The following is a 22,956-nucleotide window of genomic DNA, read 5'->3' on the forward strand; positions in this document are numbered from 1 at the left end:
TTCTAACCTAGTGTGATAGTTATGTACCTAATTGTTTGGTCTTTGTTTTTTTCGATAGCAATTCTCTCTACTGTCTCAAGTAAATCGGTCAATAGAATTTCATTATTTGTTTTTGGGTTTATTTTAGTCTTATTTACAGGGTTGAGATTTTATAGTGGTGAAGATTATCAATCCTATGTTTGGTTGTATGATATAACACCTAGTTTTATTGAAGATTGGACGCAGGTAAAAACAATTCCTGTTGAATATGGTTATGCTTTAATTAATTTCATTTTTAAGCTAGCAGGAATCGAAAGTTATTTATTTTTGTTTGTTTTATCTGCAGTTAGCCTTATAAGTAAGGCTTATATTTTTTCTAAACTGTCCAAAATTTCAATTATTAGCTTATTTATTTACTTTTCTTTTGTTTACTATAATTCGGAATTTATTCAAATTAGATGGGCTTTAGCTCTAAGTTTTATATATTTTTCAATATTATTTTACCTTCATAGTAAAATGTATAAAGCTATGCTTTTTTTAGCTATAGCAAGTTCTATCCATATTACTTCATTATTGTTTTTTATTATATTACCGTTAGCTAAAATAGCAGAACGGTATAGAATTGAGACCCCTCTATTTATTGTCGGTATTTGTTTTCTTTGTCTTTCGCCTTATATTGATATCACCTATTTAATAACATCCAACTTTGATTTTGGTGGCGGGGGGTATTTTGCTATTAAACTAAAAACGTACTTAGAAAATGTAGAGGCCAGAATCAGTTGGCATGTTTTATTTCGGTATTTTGCTAGTATGATCATTGTATTTATTCTACATAGAAAGTACTTTTATTCGAATAAATATAATAAATTCGATAATTATAAATTCGTCAAGTATCAGGGTGCTTTATATACATTATTTTTAGTATCATCTGTTTTTTGTTTTGTCTTTATTAGTTTTCCTATTTTAGCTAATAGATTATACATATTTTCAGATTTTTTATTTGCGTTGTTAATTGTTAATTATGTTAGTTGCATAAAGCGTTTTGCGACTAAGACTATAATCTTAATCTTTGTAATATTAGTAAGTTTTGTATATTCACTATTATTACTTAATTATATGATCAACAGTGGAAATATATATGAGTATTCAACATGGTGGAGAATGGTTGCTTGATTAATAAGATTTGTATAATGGGTCGAATGCCCCCTCCAATAGGTGGTGTAAGTGTTTATTGCAAACGCCGCATTGAGTATTTAAGAAGTAATGGTGTCGATGTCAAAGAATTAGATTTTGGGGATCGTTTTTTCCTTTTTAAATATTTATTTCTAGGAAATAGAGATTTAGAGGTTAATTCATTAAATTTGCTAATTGTATTTTTAGTTTTTGTAACTGGGAGAATGAAAAGTTCTATTTTTATTGATCATAATGCATCAAGGCACTTTTCTGGGAAAAAGAAAAAATTGCTTTTATTTATGTTGGAAAAGTGCAAAGCAGTAAAAGTTGTAAATGAGATGTTGACTTCGTTTTATCCTAAGCATTTTGAAGTTATTTTAACTAGTCCTTTTGTACCACCACCTTTAGTTGACGAAAAAACAATATTCAGTACTTATCCTGATAGCTTAAAAAAATTTATCGAAAATGGTAAATTAGTTATTAATTCTGCATGGAAAATGGTGCCGTACAAAAATAATGATTTATACGGAATTAAAACTAGCCTAGATTTATTAAATATAATTGACGATTTTAAATTGTTGATTGTTATTGGGGTTTATGAAAAGGGAATGTTTGATGACAAATATAGTGCAATAATTGAAAAATTCGAAAATTCTCAACGATTATATATATTAAAAGGACAGTATGATATTTGGCCTTTGATTAAGGCACAGCCTATTTGTTTAAGATTAACACCCACAGATGGAGATAGTGTAACAATTAGAGAAGCTATTTACTTTGGTGCACCAGTCATTGCATCAGATGCTATTGTTCGTCCATTTGGCTGTCATATATATGAATATGGAAATATAAATTCACTTAAAGAATGTGTAGAAAAATTACTATGAAACAAATACTGCAAGACATGGCTAAGGGGGGCTCTGCCATAGTTGAAGCTCCTGCGCCACAAACCACAAAAAACAATGTAGTGATTAATACTACTACTACATTAATCTCCGCTGGCACTGAACGCATGTTGGTTGATTTCGGCAAAGCTAATCTCATTGATAAAGCACGTGCGCAACCAGATAAAGTTAAAATGGTACTTGAAAAAGTACAAACAGATGGTTTGATGACAACTATTGATGCCGTTAAATCTAAGCTCGCTCAGCCTTTACCTTTAGGTTACTGCAATGTTGGTATAGTTGAGAGTGTGGGAAAGGGAGCTGACGATTTTAAAATTGGTGATAGAGTGGTATCTAATGGCCCGCATGCTGATGTGGTACGTGTTGCTAAAAACTTAGTTGCTAAAATACCTGATAATGTTACCGATGAAGAAGCCTCGTTTACTGTTGTTGCCAGTATTGGTTTGCAAGGCATTCGCTTAGCTAACCCAACAATGGGCGAATGTTTTGTAGTTACCGGTGTTGGCTTAATTGGTTTATTAACAGTGCAAATGCTACGGGCGCAAGGCTGTAGAGTTTTAGCAATTGATTTTGACCAATCAAAGCTTGATTTAGCTAAGCAGTTTGGTGCTGAAATTTGTAACCCTGGTAAAGGCGAAGATCCAGTGGCTGCAGGTATGGCATTTAGCCGTGGCGTTGGTGTTGATGGCGTTATTATTACCGCATCAACTAAGTCAAATGACCCTGTGACACAAGCGGCTAGAATGAGCCGTAAACGCGGGCGCATTATTTTAGTGGGTGTAATTGGCCTTGAATTAAGCCGTGCTGACTTTTATGAAAAAGAATTAACTTTTCAGGTTTCATGTTCTTATGGCCCTGGTCGTTATGATCCAAGTTATGAAGAGCAAGGTAACGATTACCCGCTAGCATTTGTACGTTGGACCGAGCAGCGTAATTTTGAAGCAATACTTGATATGATGTCTGGTGGTCAAATTAATGTTAAGCCATTAATTACACATAGATTCAAATTTGAAAACTCAAGCGATGCTTATGATTTATTAACAACTGACAAAAGTGCTTTAGGTATTTTGTTGCAGTTTGAATCTGAAGTAGCAAGCCGTCATGAAAAAGTAATTAAATTAAATACAGCACCAAATTATAAAGCAGATGAGCCTGTAGTTGGTTTTATTGGTGCAGGTAATTATGCATCGCGTATGCTGATCCCAGCTTTTAAAGAAGCCGGTGCGCAATTTCATAGTATTTCTACCTCTGGTGGGATTAATGGCGTAATTCACGGTGAAAAAGCGGGCTTTGCTGAGGCAACCACTGATACGCAAAACATGATTGATAACCCTAGTATTAATACAATTGCTATTGTGACTCGACATAATAGTCACGCTTATTTTGTTCAACAAGCGCTCAAAGCCGGTAAAAATGCATTTGTAGAAAAGCCATTAGCTATAACTCACGAAGAGCTTGCTGATGTAAAAGCTGCTTATGATGAAGCTATTAAAGCAGAGAAAGCACCTAAGTTAATGGTCGGTTTTAATCGCCGTTTTTCTCCGCAAATTCAAAAAATGAAAGAGTTACTTGCTCCAATTAAAGAGCCTAAATCATTTATTATGACTATGAATGCAGGAAATATCCCAGCAGACCATTGGACACAAGATAACAGTGTAGGTGGTGGTCGTATCATTGGTGAAGCTTGCCACTTTATAGATTTAATGCGTTATTTAGCTGATAGTGAAATTGTAAGTGTTCAAGCTCGTAGAATGGGTGATATCGACTCAGTGGAAGTTACTGAAGATAAAGCGGCTATTATACTCGGCTTTGCTGATGGGTCATTTGGCACTATTCACTACTTAGCTAATGGTGCTGCTAGTTTCCCTAAAGAGCGGGTAGAGGTATTTGCAGCTGGCGGTACATTGCAGTTAGATAACTTTATTAAATTAAAAGGGTTTGGCTGGAAAGGCTTTAAAAAGCTTAATTTATGGAAGCAAGATAAAGGTCAAACGGCTTGCTCTGCTGCTTTTATAAATTCTGTTAAGCAAGGTACGGCAGCACCTATCCCTGCTGATGAATTGTTTGAAGTTGCTAAAATCACGATTGATATTGCTGAGCAGTTGCGTTTACAAAAATGAGCTTAGCTAAAGTCAAAACAGCACTCGGATTAGGTTTACCAAACTTGATCCGAGTATTTGCTTATCAGCTAGGGATAAAAACAGGGCTGAATAAAGTAAAAAGTATTACCAGTGAAGTTAAGCAAGGGGATTTTTTTGCTCCCTATATAGGCTCTACTGTTAATATCCAGTGTAATACTCAATGGAGTGATACACATACTTATTTTGGTATTGAGAGAGCTAATGAAGCGATCCCTAATTGGCACCAAAGTTGTTTAAATGATGAATTAGCACCTGCTGATAAGCCTTGGTATTTAATTGGTGATTTTAATAACCAGTTAGGTGATATCAAAGGTGTGTGGGAAGCATCGCGTTTTGATTGGGTTGTTAGTTTCGCTCAACATGTAGCTACGGGTGATGATAACGCATTAACAAAAATAAACTCATGGTTAATTGATTGGGTAGATAAAAACCCTACCTATAACAGCGTTAATTGGAAGTGTGGGCAAGAGGCATCAATAAGGGTGATGCATTTGGCATTGGCTGCGCTAATACTAAAACAAACTCACAATACCACTCCTGCATTACTGAGCTTTATAAAAGCGCACTTAAAGCGAATATCACCCACAATCATGTATGCGGTTGCGCAAGACAATAACCATGGTACATCAGAAGCAGCAGCACTTTACATTGGTGGCTCATGGCTTGCACAAAATGGAGATAATGATGGTGTCAAATGGCAAAAGCAAGGATTAAAGTGGCTAGAAAATAGAGCCCAAAAATTAATTGAAGAAGATGGGAGTTTTAGCCAGTACTCAGTAACTTATCATCGTGTAATGTTAGATACATATAGCTTGGCAGAGGTTTGGCGGAAAAAGCATGATCTCTCTTGTTTTAGTAAGCGGCTATATATAAAGTTAGCCGCAGCTACTAATTGGTTGTTCTATTTTACAGACCCTAAAACTGGGGACGCGCCAAACATGGGCGCTAATGACGGGGCACGTTTGATCCCCTTAACGGGCACTGACTACAGGGATTTTAGGCCGAGCGTTCAGCTTGCAAGTGTAGTGTTTAATAATAAAGTTGCATATGAGTTTTCTGGAGATTTTAACATCCCACTTAACTGGTTAGAGTTAAACATACCTGAGCAATCAATAGTAGGTAAAGCGCCAAAAGATTTTATTAATGGTGGCTACACTTATCTAGCTTGCACAAATGCAGTGCTTTATTTTAACTACCCTATGTTTAAGTTTAGACCAAGCCAATGTGATGCTTTACATATCGATTTTTGGCTAAATGGCCAAAATATATTTCGCGACGGTGGCACATTTAGCTACAATGCTGGGGAAAAATACATTGATTACTATGGTGGTGTAAAAAGCCATAATACGATTGAATTTGACTCGCATGACCAAATGCCACGCTTAAGCCGTTTTTTATTGGGGGACTGGTTAAAAACCTCTACTAAAAAAGAGCTTACTGTGGGCAATGAATGCCAAACGGTTACTGCTGGCTATAAAGACCGCTTTGGTTGTGAGCATATTAGAACCATAAAGTTGCAGCCTAATTTACTAATAATACAAGATATTATTAATGGCTTTAAACATCAGGCAATACTACGCTTTCGGCTTGCTCCTGCTGATTGGCAGTTAGTTGGTGATAGTGTTGTAAGTGAGTTGTGCACAATTAGTTTTTCAGCAGATATCAATATAAAGCGTATTGAATTAACCACAGGTTATGAATCTCGCTATTATTATCAAGAATCTGAAATTCCAGTACTCGAAATCGAAGTTAATAAACCTGGAATACTTACCACGGAAGTAAAGTTTTAATTATGAATGTTTTATATTTTCACCAGCACTTTTCCACTCCTAGTGGTTCTACAGGTATACGGTCATATGAAATGGCACAGCGTTTACTGAAGCATGGGCACCAAGTTACTATGGTTTGTGGTAGTTATGGAGGAGGTGAAACTGGCTTAACCCTAGATTTTATTAAAGGGCGCAGGGAAGGTGTGGTTGATGGTATTCATATCATAGAATTTGATTTGGCTTATTCAAATGCTGATGGGTTAATAAAGCGAGCTGGTACTTTTTTAAAGTTTGCTTTAAAAAGTATTGGGATTGCGTTAACGCATAAATACGATGTGGTTTTTGCAACAACAACGCCTTTAACTGCTGGTATACCTGGAATATTAGCGCGCTGGCTTAGAGGCAAGCCTTTTGTATTTGAAGTTCGTGATTTATGGCCTGAGTTACCAAAAGAGATGGGGGTAATCACAAACCCGCTAGTGTTAGCTGCTATGTCTGCTTTAGAATGGTGCTCTTACCGTTCAGCACATCGTTGTATTGGTTTGTCACCAGGGATTGTTGAGGGCATTAAAAACGTGGTGTAAAAGCCAGTAAAGTTGAAATAGTCCCTAATGGCTGTGATTTAACAATATTTGCTGACAATGTTCATCCTTGGCGGCCTGATGGTGTTACTGATACTGATTTAATGGCTGTTTTTACCGGTACTCATGGACAAGCAAATGGCTTAGATGCTGCTTTAGATGCCGCTGTTGAATTAAAAAAACGCGGCCGTCAAGATATTAAACTCGTTCTAGTTGGCCAAGGTAAGTTGAAGGAAAGTTTACAGGCAAGAGCTAAGAAAGAAGGGTTGGATAATGTAATATTTCACCCCCCTGTTAATAAAAGCAAATTAGCTGAGCTGATGAAAGGTGCTGATATTGGCTTGCAGTTATTGGCTAATATTCCTGCTTTTTATTATGGCACATCACCTAACAAATTCTTTGATTATATTTCTGCGGGCTTACCTGTTCTTAATAATTACCCAGGTTGGTTAGCTGGGATGATTAACGATAATAATTGTGGCTATGCTATTGAGCCTGATAACACACAAGCATTTGCTGATGCATTAATAAATGCGGCTGATAATAAAGAGCTGCTTCCCGAAATGGGTGATAATGCTTTGGCTTTAGCTAAGCGAGACTTCAATCGACACAACCTTGCGGATAAATGGGTAACCTGGGTAACTGGAGTTAAAAAATGAAACGCATCTTTGATTTTTTAGTTGCTCTTTTTGCATTACTTACTTTATTACCTGTAGTAATTGTAGTTGCTGTACTTATACGTTTTAAACTGGGTTCACCTATTTTATTTACCCAAGACCGCCCAGGTTTACATGGTAAAATTTTTAAAATGATGAAGTTTAGAACTATGCTCGATGGTAAAGATAAGCAAGGTAATTTACTGCCTGATAATGAACGAATGACTCCATTTGGTGCTTTTTTACGCTCTACCAGTTTAGATGAGTTACCTGGGTTATTTAATGTATTAAAAGGCGATATGAGCTTAGTAGGGCCAAGGCCGTTACTTGTGCAATATTTACCGCTTTATAATGCTGTGCAAGCGCGCCGCCATGATGTGCGCCCAGGTATAACTGGCTGGGCTCAAGTGAATGGGCGTAATGCTATTAGCTGGGAGCAAAAGTTTAAGCTAGATGTATGGTATGTTGATAACCAAAGCTTTTTACTCGATATTAAAATTTTATTACTTACCGTAAAGAAAGTATTTGTCCGTGAAGGAATAAGCGCTGACGGGCATGTAACTATTGAGCCATTTAAAGGCTCTAATAATGACTAAACAGTTAGCGATAGTGGGTGCTAGCGGCCATGGTAAGGTGATTGCCGATATTGCCGAGCAGCTTGGTTTTATAGTTAAATTTTATGATGATGCCCACCCAAGTAAAACACATATTGAGCATTGGGCAATCCATGGTACATGCGCTGATTTAATTGACTTAAATACTACGCCAATCGATGTTGTTGTAGCTATTGGTAATAACGATATTCGCCTACAAAAAACACAGTTACTACAACAAAATAATTTTAATCTCATAACGTTAATTCATCCCACTGCAACTATAAGCCAGTACGCTACAATTGCTAAGGGCACCGTTGTGTTTGCCGGTGCTGTTATTAATGCATTTGCCAAAGTTGGGCTGGGTTGTATTATCAACACCTCTGCAGTTGTTGAGCACGACTGTAATATTGGTGATTTTACCCATATTTGCCCTAACACAGCTTTAGCCGGTGGTGTTACTGTGGGCAGTAAAAGTTGGGTTGGTATTGGTAGCCAAGTTAGGCAATTAATAGTTATTGGTGATAACTGTATGATTGGTGCAGGTAGTACTGTTGTAAAAAATATACCTGATAATGTTACTGCATTTGGCTCTCCTGCAGTGCCGCAATAAATAAGACTCTATTTCTATATGAAATTAATAGGAAAATCATGTTAAATACCCCTTTTTCTCCTTGGCCTAGCTTTACACAACAAGAGGCTGATGGCGTAAGCCGCGTTATTTTATCTAATAAAGTAAATTATTGGACGGGCACTGAAGGCCGTGAATTTGAAAAAGAGTTTGCTAGCTGGGCTGATAGCCAATTTGCCGTTGCTTTGGGTAACGGTACACTTGCGTTAGATATTGCCTTAAAAGCGTTAAATGTAGGTGCGGGTGATGAGGTTATTACTACACCTCGTACTTTTTTAGCGTCTGCCTCGAGTATAGTTACTGCTGGCGCTGCACCTGTATTTGCTGATGTAGACCTAAACAGCCAAGCGATTACTGCGGAAAGTATTAAAGCCGTACTAACACCTAAAACTAAAGCGGTGATTGTTGTGCATTTAGCGGGTATGCCTGCTGAAATGGACGAAATAATGGCGCTTAGCAAAGAGCATGGTTTTTATGTAATTGAAGACTGCGCCCAAGCACATGGTGCTAAATATAAAGGTAAGTCTGTAGGTAGTATTGGCCATGTGGGCGCGTGGAGTTTTTGCCAAGATAAAATTATGACCACTGGCGGTGAAGGAGGCATGGTAACCACTAACTCTAAAGAGCTATGGTCAACCATGTGGAGCTATAAAGATCATGGTAAAAGCTATGATGCAATTTATAACCGCGAACACCCACCAGGGTTTAGATGGCTACACGAAAGCTTTGGCACCAACTGGCGTATGACCGAAATGCAAGCTGCAATTGGCCGTATACAGTTAACAAGAATGAGCGATTGGACTGCAAAACGCCAAGCATATGGTACACAGTTAGACAAAGCCGCTAGCAGCTTTAATTGTGTTCGTTTAGTCGAGGTTCCTGAATACAGTGAACACGCTGAATATAAACACTATATGTTTATTAAACCTGAGTACTTAGCTGAAGGTTGGGATCGTGACCGTATTGTAAACACCATTGTTGAGCGTGGTGTGCCATGTTTTCAGGGCAGTTGCTCTGAGGTTTACCTAGAGAAAGCGTTTGATAACACGCCGTGGCGGCCAACAAAACGTTTACCTAATGCCGTAGAGCTAGGTGAAACATCAATAATGTTTTTGGTACATCCAACGCTTACAGAGGCAGAAATAGCTAAAACAACTCAGGTAATGAAAGAAGTGTTTACGTTAGCTGGTAGGTAGCTAAATATATAAAAAATGAGGCATAAAATTTTACGTAATAAAAATGTAGTGTATTTTTAGCGTTTTTATTTAACCTCAAGTCCTTAATTGAAGTATTAAAAGGAACTGATTGTGGATACCCTCATTCGCTCTATTTTAAATGCGTCACGCGCTAAAAAGCGCATAATAACACTGTGCATTGACTCGTTATTTATAGTTTTAGCCTTTTGGCTTGCACTAATTGTAAGGCTCGATAGCTTAGAACCGCTAAAACAAGCTCAAAATTGGGTGTTACTTGCATTACTTACGCCGGTTAGTTTGTATGCATTTATAAGCTTAGGCTTATACCGTGCTGTACTTAGGTACATGAACTCGCAAGCCATTTGGGCAATAGTGTTAGGTACGGTTATTACAACGGTTAGCTTGGTGCTGCTTGCCTTTTTTATGGGTGTTGATATACCCCGTACTATGCCGTTTATATTTGCATGGTTGTGTTTACTAACAGTTGGTGGTGCTCGGGTGTTTGTGCGTGCACTTATTGGTAAAATGACAACCAGTAAAAAAGAATCGGTAATTATTTATGGTGCTGGGTCGGCAGGCCGACAATTAGCAACTGCTCTAGGCGCAGGGCCTGAGTATTTTGTAAGTGCATTTATTGATGACGATGTAACCAAGCATGGCTCAATTATACAAGGCATACCTGTTGTTGAGTTTAAAGGTATTTATGAGTTAATAAATAAACGTAAAGCCAGTAAAGTGTTATTGGCATTACCTAGCGAAACCCGTGCACGGCGCAAAGAAATACTTGCCCAGTTAGAACCCTTAGCAATTAAGGTGCTTTCTATCCCCGGTATGGCCGATGTGGTTGAGGGGAAGGCTAAGCTTTCTGAAATTAGTGATGTTGGTGTTGAAGACTTGCTAGGCCGTGATCCAGTTACCCCTAAACCAGATTTAATGGCAGCTAATATTGCCAGTAAGGTAGTTATGGTTACCGGTGCGGGTGGTTCTATTGGATCAGAGCTTTGTAGGCAAATAATTAAACAAAAACCCACAAAGCTTATTTTATTTGAGCAAAGTGAATTTGCATTATACGCAATAGAAAAAGAGCTATGCGAGTACATAATAAATAACAATCTTGAAATAGAGCTTGTGCCAATTATGGGGTCTGTTCAGCGTATTAACCGCATAGAAACAGTAATGATGGCCTTTGGTGTGCAAACCGTTTACCACGCTGCCGCCTATAAACACGTGCCTTTAGTTGAGCATAACGTAGTAGAAGGGGTTCGCAATAACGTATTTGGTACCTATTACACAGCAAAAGCCGCTGTAAATGCTGGGGTTGAAAACTTTGTGCTTATTTCTACCGACAAAGCAGTACGCCCAACTAATGTTATGGGGGCCACAAAACGTATGGCCGAGCTTGTACTGCAGGGCTTAGCGCAAGAGCAAGGTAGTAAGCATAAAACACGTTTTTGTATGGTGCGCTTTGGTAATGTATTGGGGTCGAGTGGTTCGGTAGTGCCGTTATTTCGTAGGCAAATTAAAGAAGGCGGGCCAATAACGTTAACACACCCCGATATAACGCGGTTTTTTATGACCATACCCGAAGCAGCTCAGCTTGTTATACAAGCGGGTGCAATGGGTAAAGGTGGCGATGTGTTTGTGCTCGATATGGGTGACCCTGTTAAAATTAAAGACCTAGCCTCTAAAATGGTTAGGCTTTCGGGTTTAAGTGTTAAAACAGATACTAACCCTCATGGTGATATTGAAATTAAATGCACGGGCCTTCGCCCAGGCGAAAAGCTTTTTGAAGAGCTTTTAATTGGCGACAACGTAGGTGAAACAACGCACGAACGAATAATGACTGCCAACGAGGTTATGCTGCCATTAAGTGAGCTTAATGTATTTATAGAGGCGTTAGATATTGCATGCCATAACTTTGATCACCAAGCTATTAGGCAGTTATTGCTTGATGTACCTACAGGTTTTAACCCTACCGACGGTATTTGTGATTTAGTATGGAATGCAAAAAAACAACTTCCATCCGATAGTGATGAAAAAGTAGTAAGCCTAAAAACGAGCTAAGAGTGGTAATAATAAATATTTTGAAACGCGAGTTTAACTCGCGTTTTTTTATTAGGTTACATATTTTAAGATAATAAAATAAGCCAGTTATTCTCAATTATTGTAATAGATCAGTTATAAAGGAGCAGTTATGCCACGTAAGTATTTTGGTACAGATGGAGTTAGAGGAAAGGTAGGTACTTTTCCTATTACTCCCGATTTTGCAATGAAACTAGGTTGGGCTGCGGGTACTGTATTGGCTTCAAGCGGTACCAAAGAAATTTTAATAGGTAAAGATACACGTAATAGCGGTTATATGTTTGAGTCGGCAATAGAGGCTGGGCTTTCTGCCGCGGGTGTAAATGTAGCTTTTGTTGGGCCAATGCCAACTCCCGCTGTTGCATACTTAGCATCAACATTTAGAGCCGATGCAGGTGTAGTAATTAGTGCATCGCATAACCCATTTTATGATAACGGCATTAAGTTTTTTAATAACTTTGGTACTAAACTAAATGACGAACAAGAACTTGAAATAGAAGCCTTACTTGAGCAAGCATTAAATAATAATGCAATGCAATGTGTAAGCTCAGAGCGTTTAGGCAAAGCTAGGCGAATTAATGACGCCGCAGGCCGGTACATTGAATTTTGTAAGGCAATATTTCCTAAAGAGTTAACCCTTGAAGGCTTAAAAATTGTTGTAGATAGCGCAAACGGTGCTGCTTACCATATTGCACCCAATGTATATGCAGAGCTAGGTGCTGAAGTTATTAGCATTAATGATAAACCGAATGGTTTAAACATTAACGAGCAGTGCGGTGCAACACACCTAGATAGCCTGCAAGCTGCTGTATTAGAATACAAAGCCGATTTAGGCATTGCGCTCGACGGTGATGCCGACAGATTAATGCTAGTAGACGATTTAGGTAGCGTAGTTGATGGCGACCAAATACTTTATATTTTAGCAAAAGCAGCAAAACTGCAAGGTAACATGCACGGTGGCGTTGTGGGTACGTTAATGTCTAACCTTGGATTAGAGCTAGCACTTAACGATATGGATATTCCATTTAAACGCGCCAAAGTGGGTGACCGCTATGTAGTTGAGCAACTAAAAAACACAGGTTGGAAACTAGGTGGTGAAGGCTCAGGCCACATTTTACATTTAGATTACGCCACCACAGGTGATGGTATTGTCGCTTCTTTGTTAGTATTAACAGCACTTATTCAGCAAAAACAGTCGTTAAGAGAATATGTTGCTGGTATGCAAAAGCTACCACAGGTACTGTTAAATGTGCGTTTAACACAAAATAATGCCGATGAAATACTCAATACCGATGGGGTTAAACAAGCAGTAGTCGAAGCAGAAACCGTACTTGCCGATACTGGCCGTGTTTTACTGCGTAAATCTGGTACTGAGCCACTTATTAGAGTCATGGTTGAATCAACAGACTCTGTTGCATCACAAACTCAGGCTGAGCATATAGCTGCTGCAATTAATAAACTACTTTGATTTGGTTAAATACATAGGTAAAAGGTTAAAGAGCAGATATTAGCTGTCAGCGATCAGCAAAAGATTAAACCAAGCACGGTGTTAAAATTTATCGAAATTTTCCGAGAAAACGCATTGATCGACGCGAAGCGGCGTCGATGGGTAGTTCACGGTAGCGAATAGCGGGCAATGGGCTTCGAGCCTCGAGCCTTGAACCTAACTATCTGCCTCGCATCAATTCCGTGAGTAGTTTACAATAGTGAATTGGGTTAGATAAATGTTGACGATTGCACGTTAGGCTAAGGTTACGGGATATAGTATGGAAAATTGGTATTTAGTTATGTGTAAGCCCCGCCAAGAGGAAAGGGCAAAAGCTAATTTAACCAACCAAGGGATTGAGGCATTTTACCCCAAATTAACAACAGAAAAGCTCATTAAAGGTCGTCGCACAGTTAAGCAATTAGCGCTGTTTCCTAATTACTTATTTGTTCGCCTTGACTTAAAAAGTGGTAACTTTTCTGCTGTAAAAAATACCCGTGGAATTGGTGGATTTGTGTCTTATGGTGCGAGTTATCAAATAGTTCCCGCAGCTTTAATTGAGCAATTGCAAAGTGAATGTTCACAAACCGTTGAGTCAACAATGCCAAAAGCGGGTGATTTAGTGAGCGTTAATAACGATTCTTATAAAAGTATTCAAGCCATATACAAAGAGCCCGACGGCGATATGCGCAGCATTTTATTAATTAACTTACTGAATAAACAAATAGAAATGAGCGTAGATAATAAAGATATTGAATCTTAGGGTCTGTTGACCTTTCAAGGTTAAATTTGCAGCAGTCTGTTTGGTATTTAGGCAATGCAGAGCCTATGTGGTGTGGTTATTCCCCATAAATAGGCGATAACGCAGCATCAATGCCAAACAGGCGCTGCCCGAAGGGTTCTGCCTAGGGGCGATTTACTCTTTGTTGCTCGGTTTTTACTTAGCCCACTAGGTTACAAACCTCGCGCCGCGATTAAACCGCCCCTAGTTTGAACAAATTTTAATCCGCAAAGGTCAACAGACCCTAGGTAAAAGTGATAGGTGCTAGGCTCTAGGTTCTAGGTATAGATTAAGCCAAACACGGTGTTAAAGTTTATGGTAACGAGCTCCGGGCGATGGGCATCGAGCGACGGGGTGCGGGCGACGGGCAGCGGGCTTCGAGCACTGAGCAACGGGTTACGAGCCTAGAGCTAAACACCGAACCTCAAGCCTAGAACCTAAAATCGACGTGGGGTGAACCCGCTGCTACATGCATAAAAAATCTTGCGATATTAGTTGCAAGGTTTTTAAATACCTAGAACCTAGAACCTAGAACCTAGAACCTAGAACCTAAAATCTTCATGAAGGCGTTGCCAATGAGTTTTAAGTTGTTGTTTATGTGCTTTACTCATTGGTAAATTCTTAATCGCATCTGGCCATTGTGTACGCGCTTTATTAATTACATCATCTAAATGAGGTTTTATAGCTCGCCAAGGAGTGTCTGCTTTTTTAGACCAGTATTCAAAATGTTTATAAGAGATATCGTACCATGCTTTTGTTTTCGCGAGGTTGAGTGCAAAATGTTGCTCATTTGCAATGTAAACACTGGTTGTAACTATATCATAAGCAGGTGATAGCCTTGGCGTTGTTTGGTCTGAATATAATAAACTCCAATTTTTTAGGTGAGCGTCACCATTAGCTAGCAGAATATTAGCAAGTAAACGTCTTGCTAGCTGTTGCACATCAGCGAGTCCATCCTCTGAAAACTGATATAAGATCCTTGCTATTTGCTCATAGTTTCCTGAATTGTATTTATCGTGTGGGTACTTAACGAGTACTTGTGCAAAATCTTCCATGTGAATTCGTTGATTGCTTTGCCTATCGAATCGCTTTATTGCAAACGCTAGTTTTTCATCAGGTAAATTAATTTGAGGTAAATTATCTAATTGTTCAATATTAACTAGTTTTATATCCGGAATATCCACACCTACCATTGACGCTAAAGTCATGGATGTAAACTCATTAGTAGGCACATCTTTATGTTTAGTTGAGGGGGTTTTTATGATCCAATCACCTAACACATTATCACGTGCTAAATTATATCGGCCGTCTTTTTCTTTCATAGAAAATTTCATTTGGACACCAGCCAAAGAAAATTTATTCTCTTGATTTAACTTGTCAAAATTTACCGCAGTTACTTGGCCATGACTATTAAATAGGCTAATTGGAACATCCTCAGGCTTCATTGGTTCAGCAACTAAAGCACCTGGTAAGTCCATTCCGAGGTACGAAAGGATGTGAAACTCATTATCTACATGAGTTTTAAGGCCTTGAGCTATTAGTTCGCGTAATGAACCTTCTGGTAGTAGGTTTGATAGTATGGGGTGAACGCGTTGGTTTGTTACCCAAGGTTCTGACATCATTTTTTCAGCTCGTGGGAAGTTTGGATGTGTAGTTAAGCTAAATGTTGGCCTCGTTTTATTTAAACGAAAGCTTTCATCGAAGTGGAATATGTTTAAGCTATTTTTACCCCCAGCAAGAAAGCCTACTACATGGCCATGCAGTGTTAACTTTAAAACATTAATTTCCATGTTCATCCTCATCCTCTAGTAATCCTTTCCATGGATCTTCAGATACAGTTATTTTTTGTAGGCTTTGATTAGGCTTTTGGTGTTCGGTTGGTATGTTGCCATCACTGTTTTTGAGGGCTGCTAATACCACACTCATTTTTTCTTTCGGTATTAACATTATTTCACTATTAAGCCCTTGAGCTACTAATGTTAGCGTATCTAATCTGGGATTGCCTTTTGCTTCAAGTCGCTGGTATTGTTGCCTAGAAATACCAATGCGCATGGGCATTTCATTTTGTTTTATTTTTAGAGCAAGACGACGGTTTTTTATTTGCTGTAGAAGGTTCATTTAAGGAAACTAATAAGTTGCTTTTTAAATTTATAGAAACATATTAGTTGCTATTGTTGTTTTTAGCAACTTAAGTGTTGCTATTTTATACTGTACTCGGGTTACGGGCTTCGGCGACGAGCTGTGGGCAGCCCCCTGTGTCAGGATAGTTGTCGCCTCTAATATTTAGTAGAGGCAGATAAAATGAGACGTCGATTTACACAAGAATTTAAAGTTCAAGCGGTTGAAAAAGCATTATCTCAGTGTGATGATGTCCGCCTAGAAGATATTGCAGATGATTTAGGTGTCGGTTATTCAACGCTTCAACGTTGGATAGCGCTAGCAAAAAAACATCAACTTGAAACACACCAGACGGGTAGCCAAATGACAGCAGAAAAACGACCACAAGATTGGAGTTTAGAAGAAAGACTCAACGCGATTATTGAGTGTGGAAGTTTAGAAGAGGCTGCGATGAATGAATACTGCCGTAATAAAGGGCTTTACCCACATCATATTCAACAGTGGAAGAAGGACTTTGCTACATCGCCTTCAAATAAAACGGTAAAATCAGACAGTAAACAGCTCAAGCAAGAGATAAAACAGCTGCAAAAAGAACTGAATCGTAAAGATAAAGCTTTAGCTGAAACAGCCGCTCTGCTTGTTCTCAAAAAAAAAGCGGATGCACTCTGGGGTTTCAGCGAGGACGATTAACAACACCAACTGAGCGACATGAATTAATAACGCTTATTACTAACGCACAGGATGCAGGGGCAAGGAAAGAAAAAGCATGTGAGTTACTTGGGCTGACACTAAGAACAGTTCAGCGCTGGATTGAAGCAGATGATATGACTGACAAGCGAACGAGTACGGAAAAACGGGCGCCAAATCGTCTCACAGAGTTAGAGCGGCAGCGCATTATTAATACAGTTAATTCACCCGAATATGGGCATTTACCGGCCAGTAAAATAGTCCCTAAACTGCTTGATAACGGCATATGGATAGCGTCTGAAAGTTCGTTTTATCGGGTTATGAAGGCACATAACTTATTAACGCATCGAGAAAAAGTGAAACCAACTAAGCCAATGAAAAAGCCAAGAGCATTCAAGGCCGTGCGTGCAAATGAAGTATATACTTGGGATATCACCTATTTACCAACGAGCGTAAAAGGGCAGTTTTTCTACTTATATTTAGTGATGGACATTTTTAGCCGAAAGGTTGTTGGTTGGCAGGTTTACGACACACAATTAAGTGAATTAGCCGCAGACTTAATGAAGGATATTTGCAGTAGAGAGCAAATAAAGCGCGAGCAAGTCACGTTGCACTCAGATAATGGTAGCCCAATGAAAGGCGCGACATTGTTGGCAACATTACAGGAGTTAGGCATTGTACCATCATTTAGTCGACCATCAGTAAGTAATGACAATCCGTATTCTGAGTCGCTATTTAAAACGTTAAAGTATCGCCCAGAATACCCAGAAAAGGCATTTGAAGATATAAGCGCAGCAAGAGAATGGGTAAGTGGGTTCGTTGATTGGTACAATAATGAGCATCTACACAGTGGTATAAAATTTGTGACGCCAAACCAACGTCATTCAGGTTTAGACAAAGAAATATTAGCCAAGCGTCAGCAGGTAAACGACGCTGCTAAATTGAATAACCCAAGTCGCTGGTCAGGAAAGTCACGAGATTGGTCAATGATAAATGAAGTAAATTTAAATCCTGAGAAAAAAGAAGAAATGCGGGCGGCATAAAATTTAACTTGAGGCGACAACTAACTTGAAAAACTCCGCTCTTCTCTGTGAAGCGCGCAGCGCCTCAGTGTTCTCGGTGGTAATTAATTTTTAGAGTTATTTCAACGAAGGTGTGAAGCTTGCTCACGTAAAAGGTTGTTTATTTAACTATCTATAAACAAAGTACGTTAGCAAGCAAAGCGCCTACATTAAATTCGCTGTGCTACTGTAAGTTTGCATTAGTAGATGAGCATTCCAACTTGTACCTTAACGTATATTGTGTGAAAAATTTGTATTTATGCTTATTGATAATAAAGCTGCGCCTATTAGCAAAGTCCACTATGCTATGGGCTATTCGTTATTTATATTTTAAGGATTTATCATGATTGAACAAGGCCAAAACGTACCACAGGTAACACTTACGCAGTTAACAAGCGAAGGTATGCAAACACTGACTAACAAAGAATTATTTGATGATAAAAAAGTGGTGTTATTTGCTGTGCCTGGGGCGTTTACGCCAACGTGTTCAAATGCGCATTTACCTGAATTTATTACCCTTGCTGATAAAATTAAAGCAAAAGGTGTTGATGCTATTTATTGTGTTTCGGTAAACGATGCCTTTGTAATGAAAGCATGGGGCGACTCGCAAAACGCTGAAGAAATTTTAATGCTAGCCGATGGTGATGCAAGCTTTACCAAAGCACTCGGACTTGAAAAAGACACCGCTGGCTTTGGTGGTATGCGTTCATCTCGTTACGCGATGATTGTAAACAACGCGGTTGTTACTGGGTTATTTGTAGAAGAAGGCAAAGATTTTAAAGTAAGTCGTGCAGAGTATGTTTTAGAAGAGCTTTAAGGCCGCATTTAGTTTGTCAGTGGTTAGTACTTAGTTATCAGATAGAAGCTTTTAGACATTAGTGATTAGACTGAAGATTTTAGTTATTAATGAATATTGTATTTTTTGGCTAGTTTAGTTAGCTAGTTGTTATTTGTATATTTAAAACTAAGCTAGTAAAAATGATATAAATAAAAGTAACACTAATGAATTTTGAAAATTTAGATGTATGGAAACGATCTGCACGTCTTAGCGTAGATATTTACAGGTCTACAGCAGATATAAAAGACTATGGGTTCAGAGATCAGTTAACACGCTCAGGCCTTTCAGTGCCGAGCAACATTGCAGAAGGTGTGTGTAGAGAAAGCTATAAAGAGAAAAGTAGATTTATAGATATAGCTAGGGCTTCTCTTGCAGAAGCTAGAACACAGATATACATAGGCACAGAAATAGGTTACTTAAATAAGTCAACAAGCCAACAATGGATAATAGAAACAAAAGAATTAGCTGCTATGTTAACAAGCCTTAAAAATAAGTTTGATAACAGCTAACTTTAGAGTGTTTAGCTATTCATTCTCCGCGCTGAAAGCTGAAAGCTGAAAGCTGAAAACTGAAAACTGAACACTTTTTCAAAGCTCAAACGGCGCTACGCCTACGGCTTTCATTTTGTAACCTACCTGTGCTAATTCACCTGACCAGGTTTCTGTTGTAATAATACCTGTGACTACAATTGCATCGTAAAGGCTTTCGATTGGTACGCCGCCTTTTATAGTAACGTGTACAAGCTGGTTAGGTGGCGGTGGTGGTACGTGTATGCAGGCACCAAAATACGGTACTAATAAAAATTCGGTGATTACTTCGCTATCGCCCTCTAGCGGTACAACAAAGCCGGGTAAGCTGACAGATTGCCCGTTTAGTTCTTTTACTACAGGGGCGTCTAAGTCGGGCTGTACCCAGTTTTGATCGCTGCCTTCGTGGTTTGCTTGTGCTTGGGTATCTATTTGCACATGGCCTTTTGGAATTAAGTCTTCCCAAAAAATTTCTTTAGGTGGATTAGCATTACTTGAAAAACTAATAATAGCTAAGCTTAATATGCAAAAAGCATTTAAAGCTGTTTTAAAAAGTGTCATAAAATTCCTAAACATTATGTTTTTATGCTCATGCCGTCGCTGAGTGAGTAAAAATAAGCACGAGTTGCTGGTATTAAACCAATAATAAAACCCGCCGCCATAATAACGCCTATGAGGGTGAGTTCATAGCGTGAAAGCATAGCTATATTTACACTAATACCCGCATGGCTTTGTAGGTAGTCGGCTCCTAAAAATAAGGTGGCGTAAAATAATGCGCACCCAAGCACACAGCCTAAAAATGTTGTAAGCAATGACTCCATACTTATAAGTGTAAATAGCTGCCATGGCCTTGCACCAACAGAGCGTAATATAGCAAGCTCACGGCGACGTTGATTAAGGTTTGCAAGTAACGTGGTTAACATACCTAGCAGGCTTATTAGCACGACAACAAATGAAAAAAGCAGCAATATTTTTTCAACAATGGCGAGCATTTCCCATAAGTCTTTTAGCGTGACGGTAGGCATAATGGCTAATAGAGCCTCGGGCTTGTACTGATTTATATTGCGCCTAATTTGTAGTGTATATAAAGGCGAATCAAACCCCATTAAAAATGCAGTGATTTGTTTAGGGTGACCAGTTAGGTTGTCATGTTCATCGTGTTCATCGTGTTCATCGTGTTCATCGTGTTCATCATGTTCATCGTGCTCATGACTTGCGTTACCGCCGTGAATTAAATCAATAGCGGCAAGCGGTATATGCAGTGTTTTGTCGACCGGGGTACCCGTCGGGTCTAAAATGCCGACTACTTCAAATGGGTTATCGTTGTGATGATGAAAACTGGTATTACCCATACCGTGGGATATTACAATGCTATCGCCCAGCTTATAGCCTAGTTTTGTAGCTACCTCATTGCCCAATACCACGCCGTGAATAGTGCTAAAAGGATTACCTGCACTAAAACTCAAATGTTGTTTTTTAGCAAAGCGGTAATGGGTAAAGTAATCGGGGGTTGTGCCTAACACGGCTTGGCCTTTGTGGCTGTCGCCAAGGCTAATAGGAATGCTCCACTTTACGCCGCGTTGGCTTGTTATGTATTTGTAGCTTTGCCAGCTCACGCCATTATTGGTGTGGCCAATTCTAAACACCGATGAAAGCAGTAATTGAATATCGCCGGTGCGGGCTCCTACAATTAAATCGGTACCCGAAATGGTATTGCTAAAGCTGCTTTTAGCATCAACTCTCACACGTTCAATACTTAGCAATAACATAACGCTAACGGCAATGGTAAACAGTGTTAAAACAACACTTGCCCGTCTATTTAATAGGCTTTTAAAAGCAAGCTTTGTAAGGATCATAATGCCTCCTGCAAACTTATTAAGTCGATTGAGCGATTAAACAGCGGCTTTAAATTTTCGTCGTGGCTTACAAATATTAATGTGCTGTTTGTTTTACTCGCTTGTTCAAACAATAAGTTAATAAAGCTTTCGCGGTTTTGTGTATCAAGGGCTGAGGTTGGCTCGTCGGCAATTATAATTTCAGGGTTACCAATAAATGCGCGTGCGGCGGCCACGCGTTGTTGTTGGCCAATGCTTAATTCTGCCACATTTTTATTATGGTATTGCTCGGTTAACCCCAGTGAGTCTAATAGCCGTGTAGCCTCATTATTTAACGTGGCAGAGTGGCTTAATGCTTTTTGTTGGCGTTTTTTTGAAAATTGGCAGCCCAGTATCACGTTTTCAATAGGCGATAGGTAAGGAAGTAAGTTGAAGTTTTGAAAAATAATACCAATGTGGTCAGCTCTAAATACATCTCGTTGAGTGTTACTTAGTGTATTTAAGGTGTGGTTTAATAACGTGACATTGCCGCTGGTAGCTGTATTTATACCGGCAAGTAAGGCAAGTAACGTTGATTTGCCCGAACCACTTGGGCCATGTAAAAAAACATGTTGGCCTTTTTCAATGTTAAGTTTGCTAATAGTTAGCGTGGGCGTTTTATCGTTTTTATGCCATTTAAAAGTAACGTTATTAAGGCTTATCATTGTTTGGTTTACCACTTCCAATAATTAAGGTTTTTGCGCGTTTTAAACTGCCTAATAATATTAAACGGTTTAGGTTTTAGCTTTTCGTCACTAAGTAAAAACTCATTCGTTGCAGCCACTACTCGCTCACTTGATTTACCGTCTGTGTATGGGTGCAGCTGTTGGCAGTAGCTTTCTATATTTTGCATCAATGTTTTAGGGTAGGTGAATGCAAGGTCTATCGCGTCTTCGAGCTTATTTGGATCTGTTACGTTTAGTAAGTGCTTGTCTGGGGCATTATTACAAAAGGTCACAACAGGCTTTCGTTGCACTATAAACATTAAAAGCACCGACGAGGTATCACACAGCATTACATCGGCCGACTTTAATAAGGGTACTACGTCGTCGGTTTCAATAAAGGTTAAGTTTTGATTACTTAACGCTTTGTATTTATTAACAAGCTCAATAGGCATTTTAGGATGAAACTGCATTAATATGCGCCACTTTCCTGTTTCGCTAAAGTGCTTTATTTGCTCGTAAAGTTTAGGTGCAAGTGATAAACGTTTTGAAAAAGTAGAACAAATTAAAAGTGTAGGGCGAGTGTCGGCTTTGCTGGTATATGGGGTGTGTAATTCGCCAGTAAACAAGCGGTCGAGCGTTGGCCAGCCAGTTTCAGTTACTTTAAAATATCCAAGCTTTTTTTGTAAGGCTTTAAATGGCACTGTGGTATTAGGACCTTGTGTACAGTAAAGATCAAAGCAGCCCCTTGCTTTTAGGTGGTCGTTGTTCCCTTTTTTATCAAGTTTTCCGGCATCAAAACCATGAAATACACCCACTTTAATACCCGGAAAAAACGTAGGAATTAAATTAGCCGGTGCAAACGTAGCATCGGGTTTCCAGTTGTGAATGTCGTCTATTGAATTCAGACGTATTTCATCGGGTGTTAAAAAGTCAGGGTTTACAGAGCTACCTTGTAAAAACCAGCGTACCTGACCACCATTCGCTAATATGGCCGCCTGAATAGGCCTCAAAATTGCGTATGAATAATTTTGAGATATATACATTAAGTATTTTTTATTTTTGGTGGTGGTTAAGTAGTTCAAGCTAGCTCCTCGACTCAATAGCCCAGCCAGTTTACCCGATTGTGACAACCATATAAATATTCTTGCTAAATCTCTTAACCAAAGTTCAGGTTATTTAGTTTCAAGCCCAAGATTGAGCTTTGAAGTTGGCT

At 38.9% G+C, this 22,956-nt stretch carries 21 protein-coding genes; 15 read left to right on the top strand and 6 right to left on the bottom strand.

What is annotated here, in order from left to right:
* The first annotated feature begins 21 nt into the window (after positions 1–21).
* From P20480_RS08050 to rfaH, 12 genes are all read left to right on the top strand, one after another.
* Positions 22–1,152 carry an EpsG family protein gene (locus tag P20480_RS08050; protein WP_008130159.1) on the top strand — a complete coding sequence of 377 codons (1,131 nt, stop codon included), beginning with the start codon at positions 22–24 and terminating at the stop codon, positions 1,150–1,152.
* Positions 1,153–1,169: 17 nt separating this feature from the next.
* Positions 1,170–2,039, top strand: coding sequence for a glycosyltransferase (locus tag P20480_RS08045; RefSeq protein WP_033025523.1), 870 nt, complete (start codon positions 1,170–1,172; stop codon positions 2,037–2,039).
* Positions 2,036–4,177: a bi-domain-containing oxidoreductase gene (locus tag P20480_RS08040; protein WP_008130163.1), complete on the top strand. Its 2,142-nt coding sequence runs from the start codon at positions 2,036–2,038 to the stop codon at positions 4,175–4,177. The genes P20480_RS08045 and P20480_RS08040 overlap by 4 nt, the downstream gene beginning before the upstream one ends.
* Entirely contained in the window at positions 4,174–5,988 is a 1,815-nt protein-coding gene (locus P20480_RS08035) for an alginate lyase family protein (RefSeq protein ID WP_008130164.1), read from the top strand. The genes P20480_RS08040 and P20480_RS08035 overlap by 4 nt, the downstream gene beginning before the upstream one ends.
* Positions 5,989–5,990: 2 nt before the next feature.
* The gene (locus P20480_RS19650; RefSeq protein WP_202946051.1) at positions 5,991–6,551 is read left to right on the top strand and encodes a glycosyltransferase family 4 protein; all 561 of its coding nucleotides are present in this window, start codon (positions 5,991–5,993) and stop codon (positions 6,549–6,551) included.
* A gap of 101 nt (positions 6,552–6,652) precedes the next feature.
* On the top strand, positions 6,653–7,207 hold the full coding sequence (locus P20480_RS19655) for a glycosyltransferase family 4 protein (protein ID WP_008130166.1): 555 nt from the start codon (positions 6,653–6,655) through the stop codon (positions 7,205–7,207).
* Positions 7,204–7,800, top strand: a complete 597-nt coding sequence (locus P20480_RS08030; protein ID WP_008130167.1) for a sugar transferase — start codon at positions 7,204–7,206, stop codon at positions 7,798–7,800. The genes P20480_RS19655 and P20480_RS08030 overlap by 4 nt, the downstream gene beginning before the upstream one ends.
* On the top strand, positions 7,793–8,410 hold the full coding sequence (locus P20480_RS08025) for an acetyltransferase (RefSeq protein ID WP_008130169.1): 618 nt from the start codon (positions 7,793–7,795) through the stop codon (positions 8,408–8,410). Before P20480_RS08030 ends, P20480_RS08025 begins: the two co-directional genes overlap by 8 nt.
* Positions 8,411–8,448: 38 nt before the next feature.
* The gene (locus P20480_RS08020) at positions 8,449–9,624 is read left to right on the top strand and encodes a DegT/DnrJ/EryC1/StrS family aminotransferase (RefSeq protein WP_008130170.1); all 1,176 of its coding nucleotides are present in this window, start codon (positions 8,449–8,451) and stop codon (positions 9,622–9,624) included.
* A gap of 111 nt (positions 9,625–9,735) precedes the next feature.
* Complete coding sequence (locus tag P20480_RS08015) at positions 9,736–11,688, top strand: polysaccharide biosynthesis protein (RefSeq protein WP_008130173.1); 1,953 nt, start codon at positions 9,736–9,738, stop codon at positions 11,686–11,688.
* Positions 11,689–11,818: 130 nt separating this feature from the next.
* Positions 11,819–13,174: a phosphoglucosamine mutase gene (glmM, locus tag P20480_RS08010; protein WP_008130175.1), complete on the top strand. Its 1,356-nt coding sequence runs from the start codon at positions 11,819–11,821 to the stop codon at positions 13,172–13,174.
* Positions 13,175–13,472: 298 nt separating this feature from the next.
* On the top strand, positions 13,473–13,955 hold the full coding sequence (gene rfaH, locus P20480_RS08005) for a transcription/translation regulatory transformer protein RfaH (protein ID WP_008130177.1): 483 nt from the start codon (positions 13,473–13,475) through the stop codon (positions 13,953–13,955).
* Positions 13,956–14,515: 560 nt separating this feature from the next.
* Here the strand turns inward: rfaH and P20480_RS08000 are convergent.
* A complete protein-coding gene (locus tag P20480_RS08000) occupies positions 14,516–15,763 on the bottom strand; it encodes a type II toxin-antitoxin system HipA family toxin (RefSeq protein ID WP_008130178.1) in 1,248 nt (415 codons plus the stop codon).
* Entirely contained in the window at positions 15,753–16,091 is a 339-nt protein-coding gene (locus P20480_RS07995) for a helix-turn-helix transcriptional regulator (RefSeq protein ID WP_008110891.1), read from the bottom strand. Before P20480_RS07995 ends, P20480_RS08000 begins: the two co-directional genes overlap by 11 nt.
* A gap of 183 nt (positions 16,092–16,274) precedes the next feature.
* Between P20480_RS07995 and P20480_RS07985 the strand changes: the two genes are divergently transcribed.
* From P20480_RS07985 to P20480_RS07975, 3 genes are all read left to right on the top strand, one after another.
* Positions 16,275–17,821 (top strand): IS3 family transposase gene (locus P20480_RS07985; RefSeq protein ID WP_086007396.1). Its coding sequence is split into 2 segments (ribosomal slippage): positions 16,275–16,755 and positions 16,755–17,821, totalling 1,548 coding nucleotides; the frame shifts between segments, so codons are not numbered across the junction.
* Positions 17,822–18,182: 361 nt separating this feature from the next.
* Complete coding sequence (locus P20480_RS07980; RefSeq protein WP_008130185.1) at positions 18,183–18,656, top strand: peroxiredoxin; 474 nt, start codon at positions 18,183–18,185, stop codon at positions 18,654–18,656.
* 185 nt (positions 18,657–18,841) lie between these two features.
* Positions 18,842–19,186 carry a four helix bundle protein gene (locus P20480_RS07975; protein ID WP_008130187.1) on the top strand — a complete coding sequence of 115 codons (345 nt, stop codon included), beginning with the start codon at positions 18,842–18,844 and terminating at the stop codon, positions 19,184–19,186.
* A 78-nt stretch (positions 19,187–19,264) separates the two neighbouring features.
* Here the strand turns inward: P20480_RS07975 and P20480_RS07970 are convergent, their stop codons facing one another.
* Genes P20480_RS07970 through P20480_RS07955 form a run of 4 tightly spaced genes read right to left on the bottom strand, consistent with a single transcriptional unit; the run spans position 19,265 to position 22,825 of the window.
* The gene (locus P20480_RS07970) at positions 19,265–19,765 is read right to left on the bottom strand and encodes a DUF3299 domain-containing protein (protein ID WP_008130189.1); all 501 of its coding nucleotides are present in this window, start codon (positions 19,763–19,765) and stop codon (positions 19,265–19,267) included.
* 14 nt (positions 19,766–19,779) lie between these two features.
* The gene (locus tag P20480_RS07965; RefSeq protein ID WP_008130191.1) at positions 19,780–21,060 is read right to left on the bottom strand and encodes an ABC transporter permease; all 1,281 of its coding nucleotides are present in this window, start codon (positions 21,058–21,060) and stop codon (positions 19,780–19,782) included.
* A complete protein-coding gene (locus tag P20480_RS07960; protein ID WP_008130193.1) occupies positions 21,057–21,743 on the bottom strand; it encodes an ABC transporter ATP-binding protein in 687 nt (228 codons plus the stop codon). Before P20480_RS07960 ends, P20480_RS07965 begins: the two co-directional genes overlap by 4 nt.
* Before the next feature lie 8 nt (positions 21,744–21,751).
* Entirely contained in the window at positions 21,752–22,825 is a 1,074-nt protein-coding gene (locus P20480_RS07955) for a CDP-glycerol glycerophosphotransferase family protein (protein WP_008130195.1), read from the bottom strand.
* Positions 22,826–22,956: the final 131 nt, after the last annotated feature.

The sequence above is a fragment of the Pseudoalteromonas sp. BSi20480 genome (assembly GCF_000241365.1).
Taxonomy (GTDB): domain Bacteria; phylum Pseudomonadota; class Gammaproteobacteria; order Enterobacterales; family Alteromonadaceae; genus Pseudoalteromonas; species Pseudoalteromonas marina.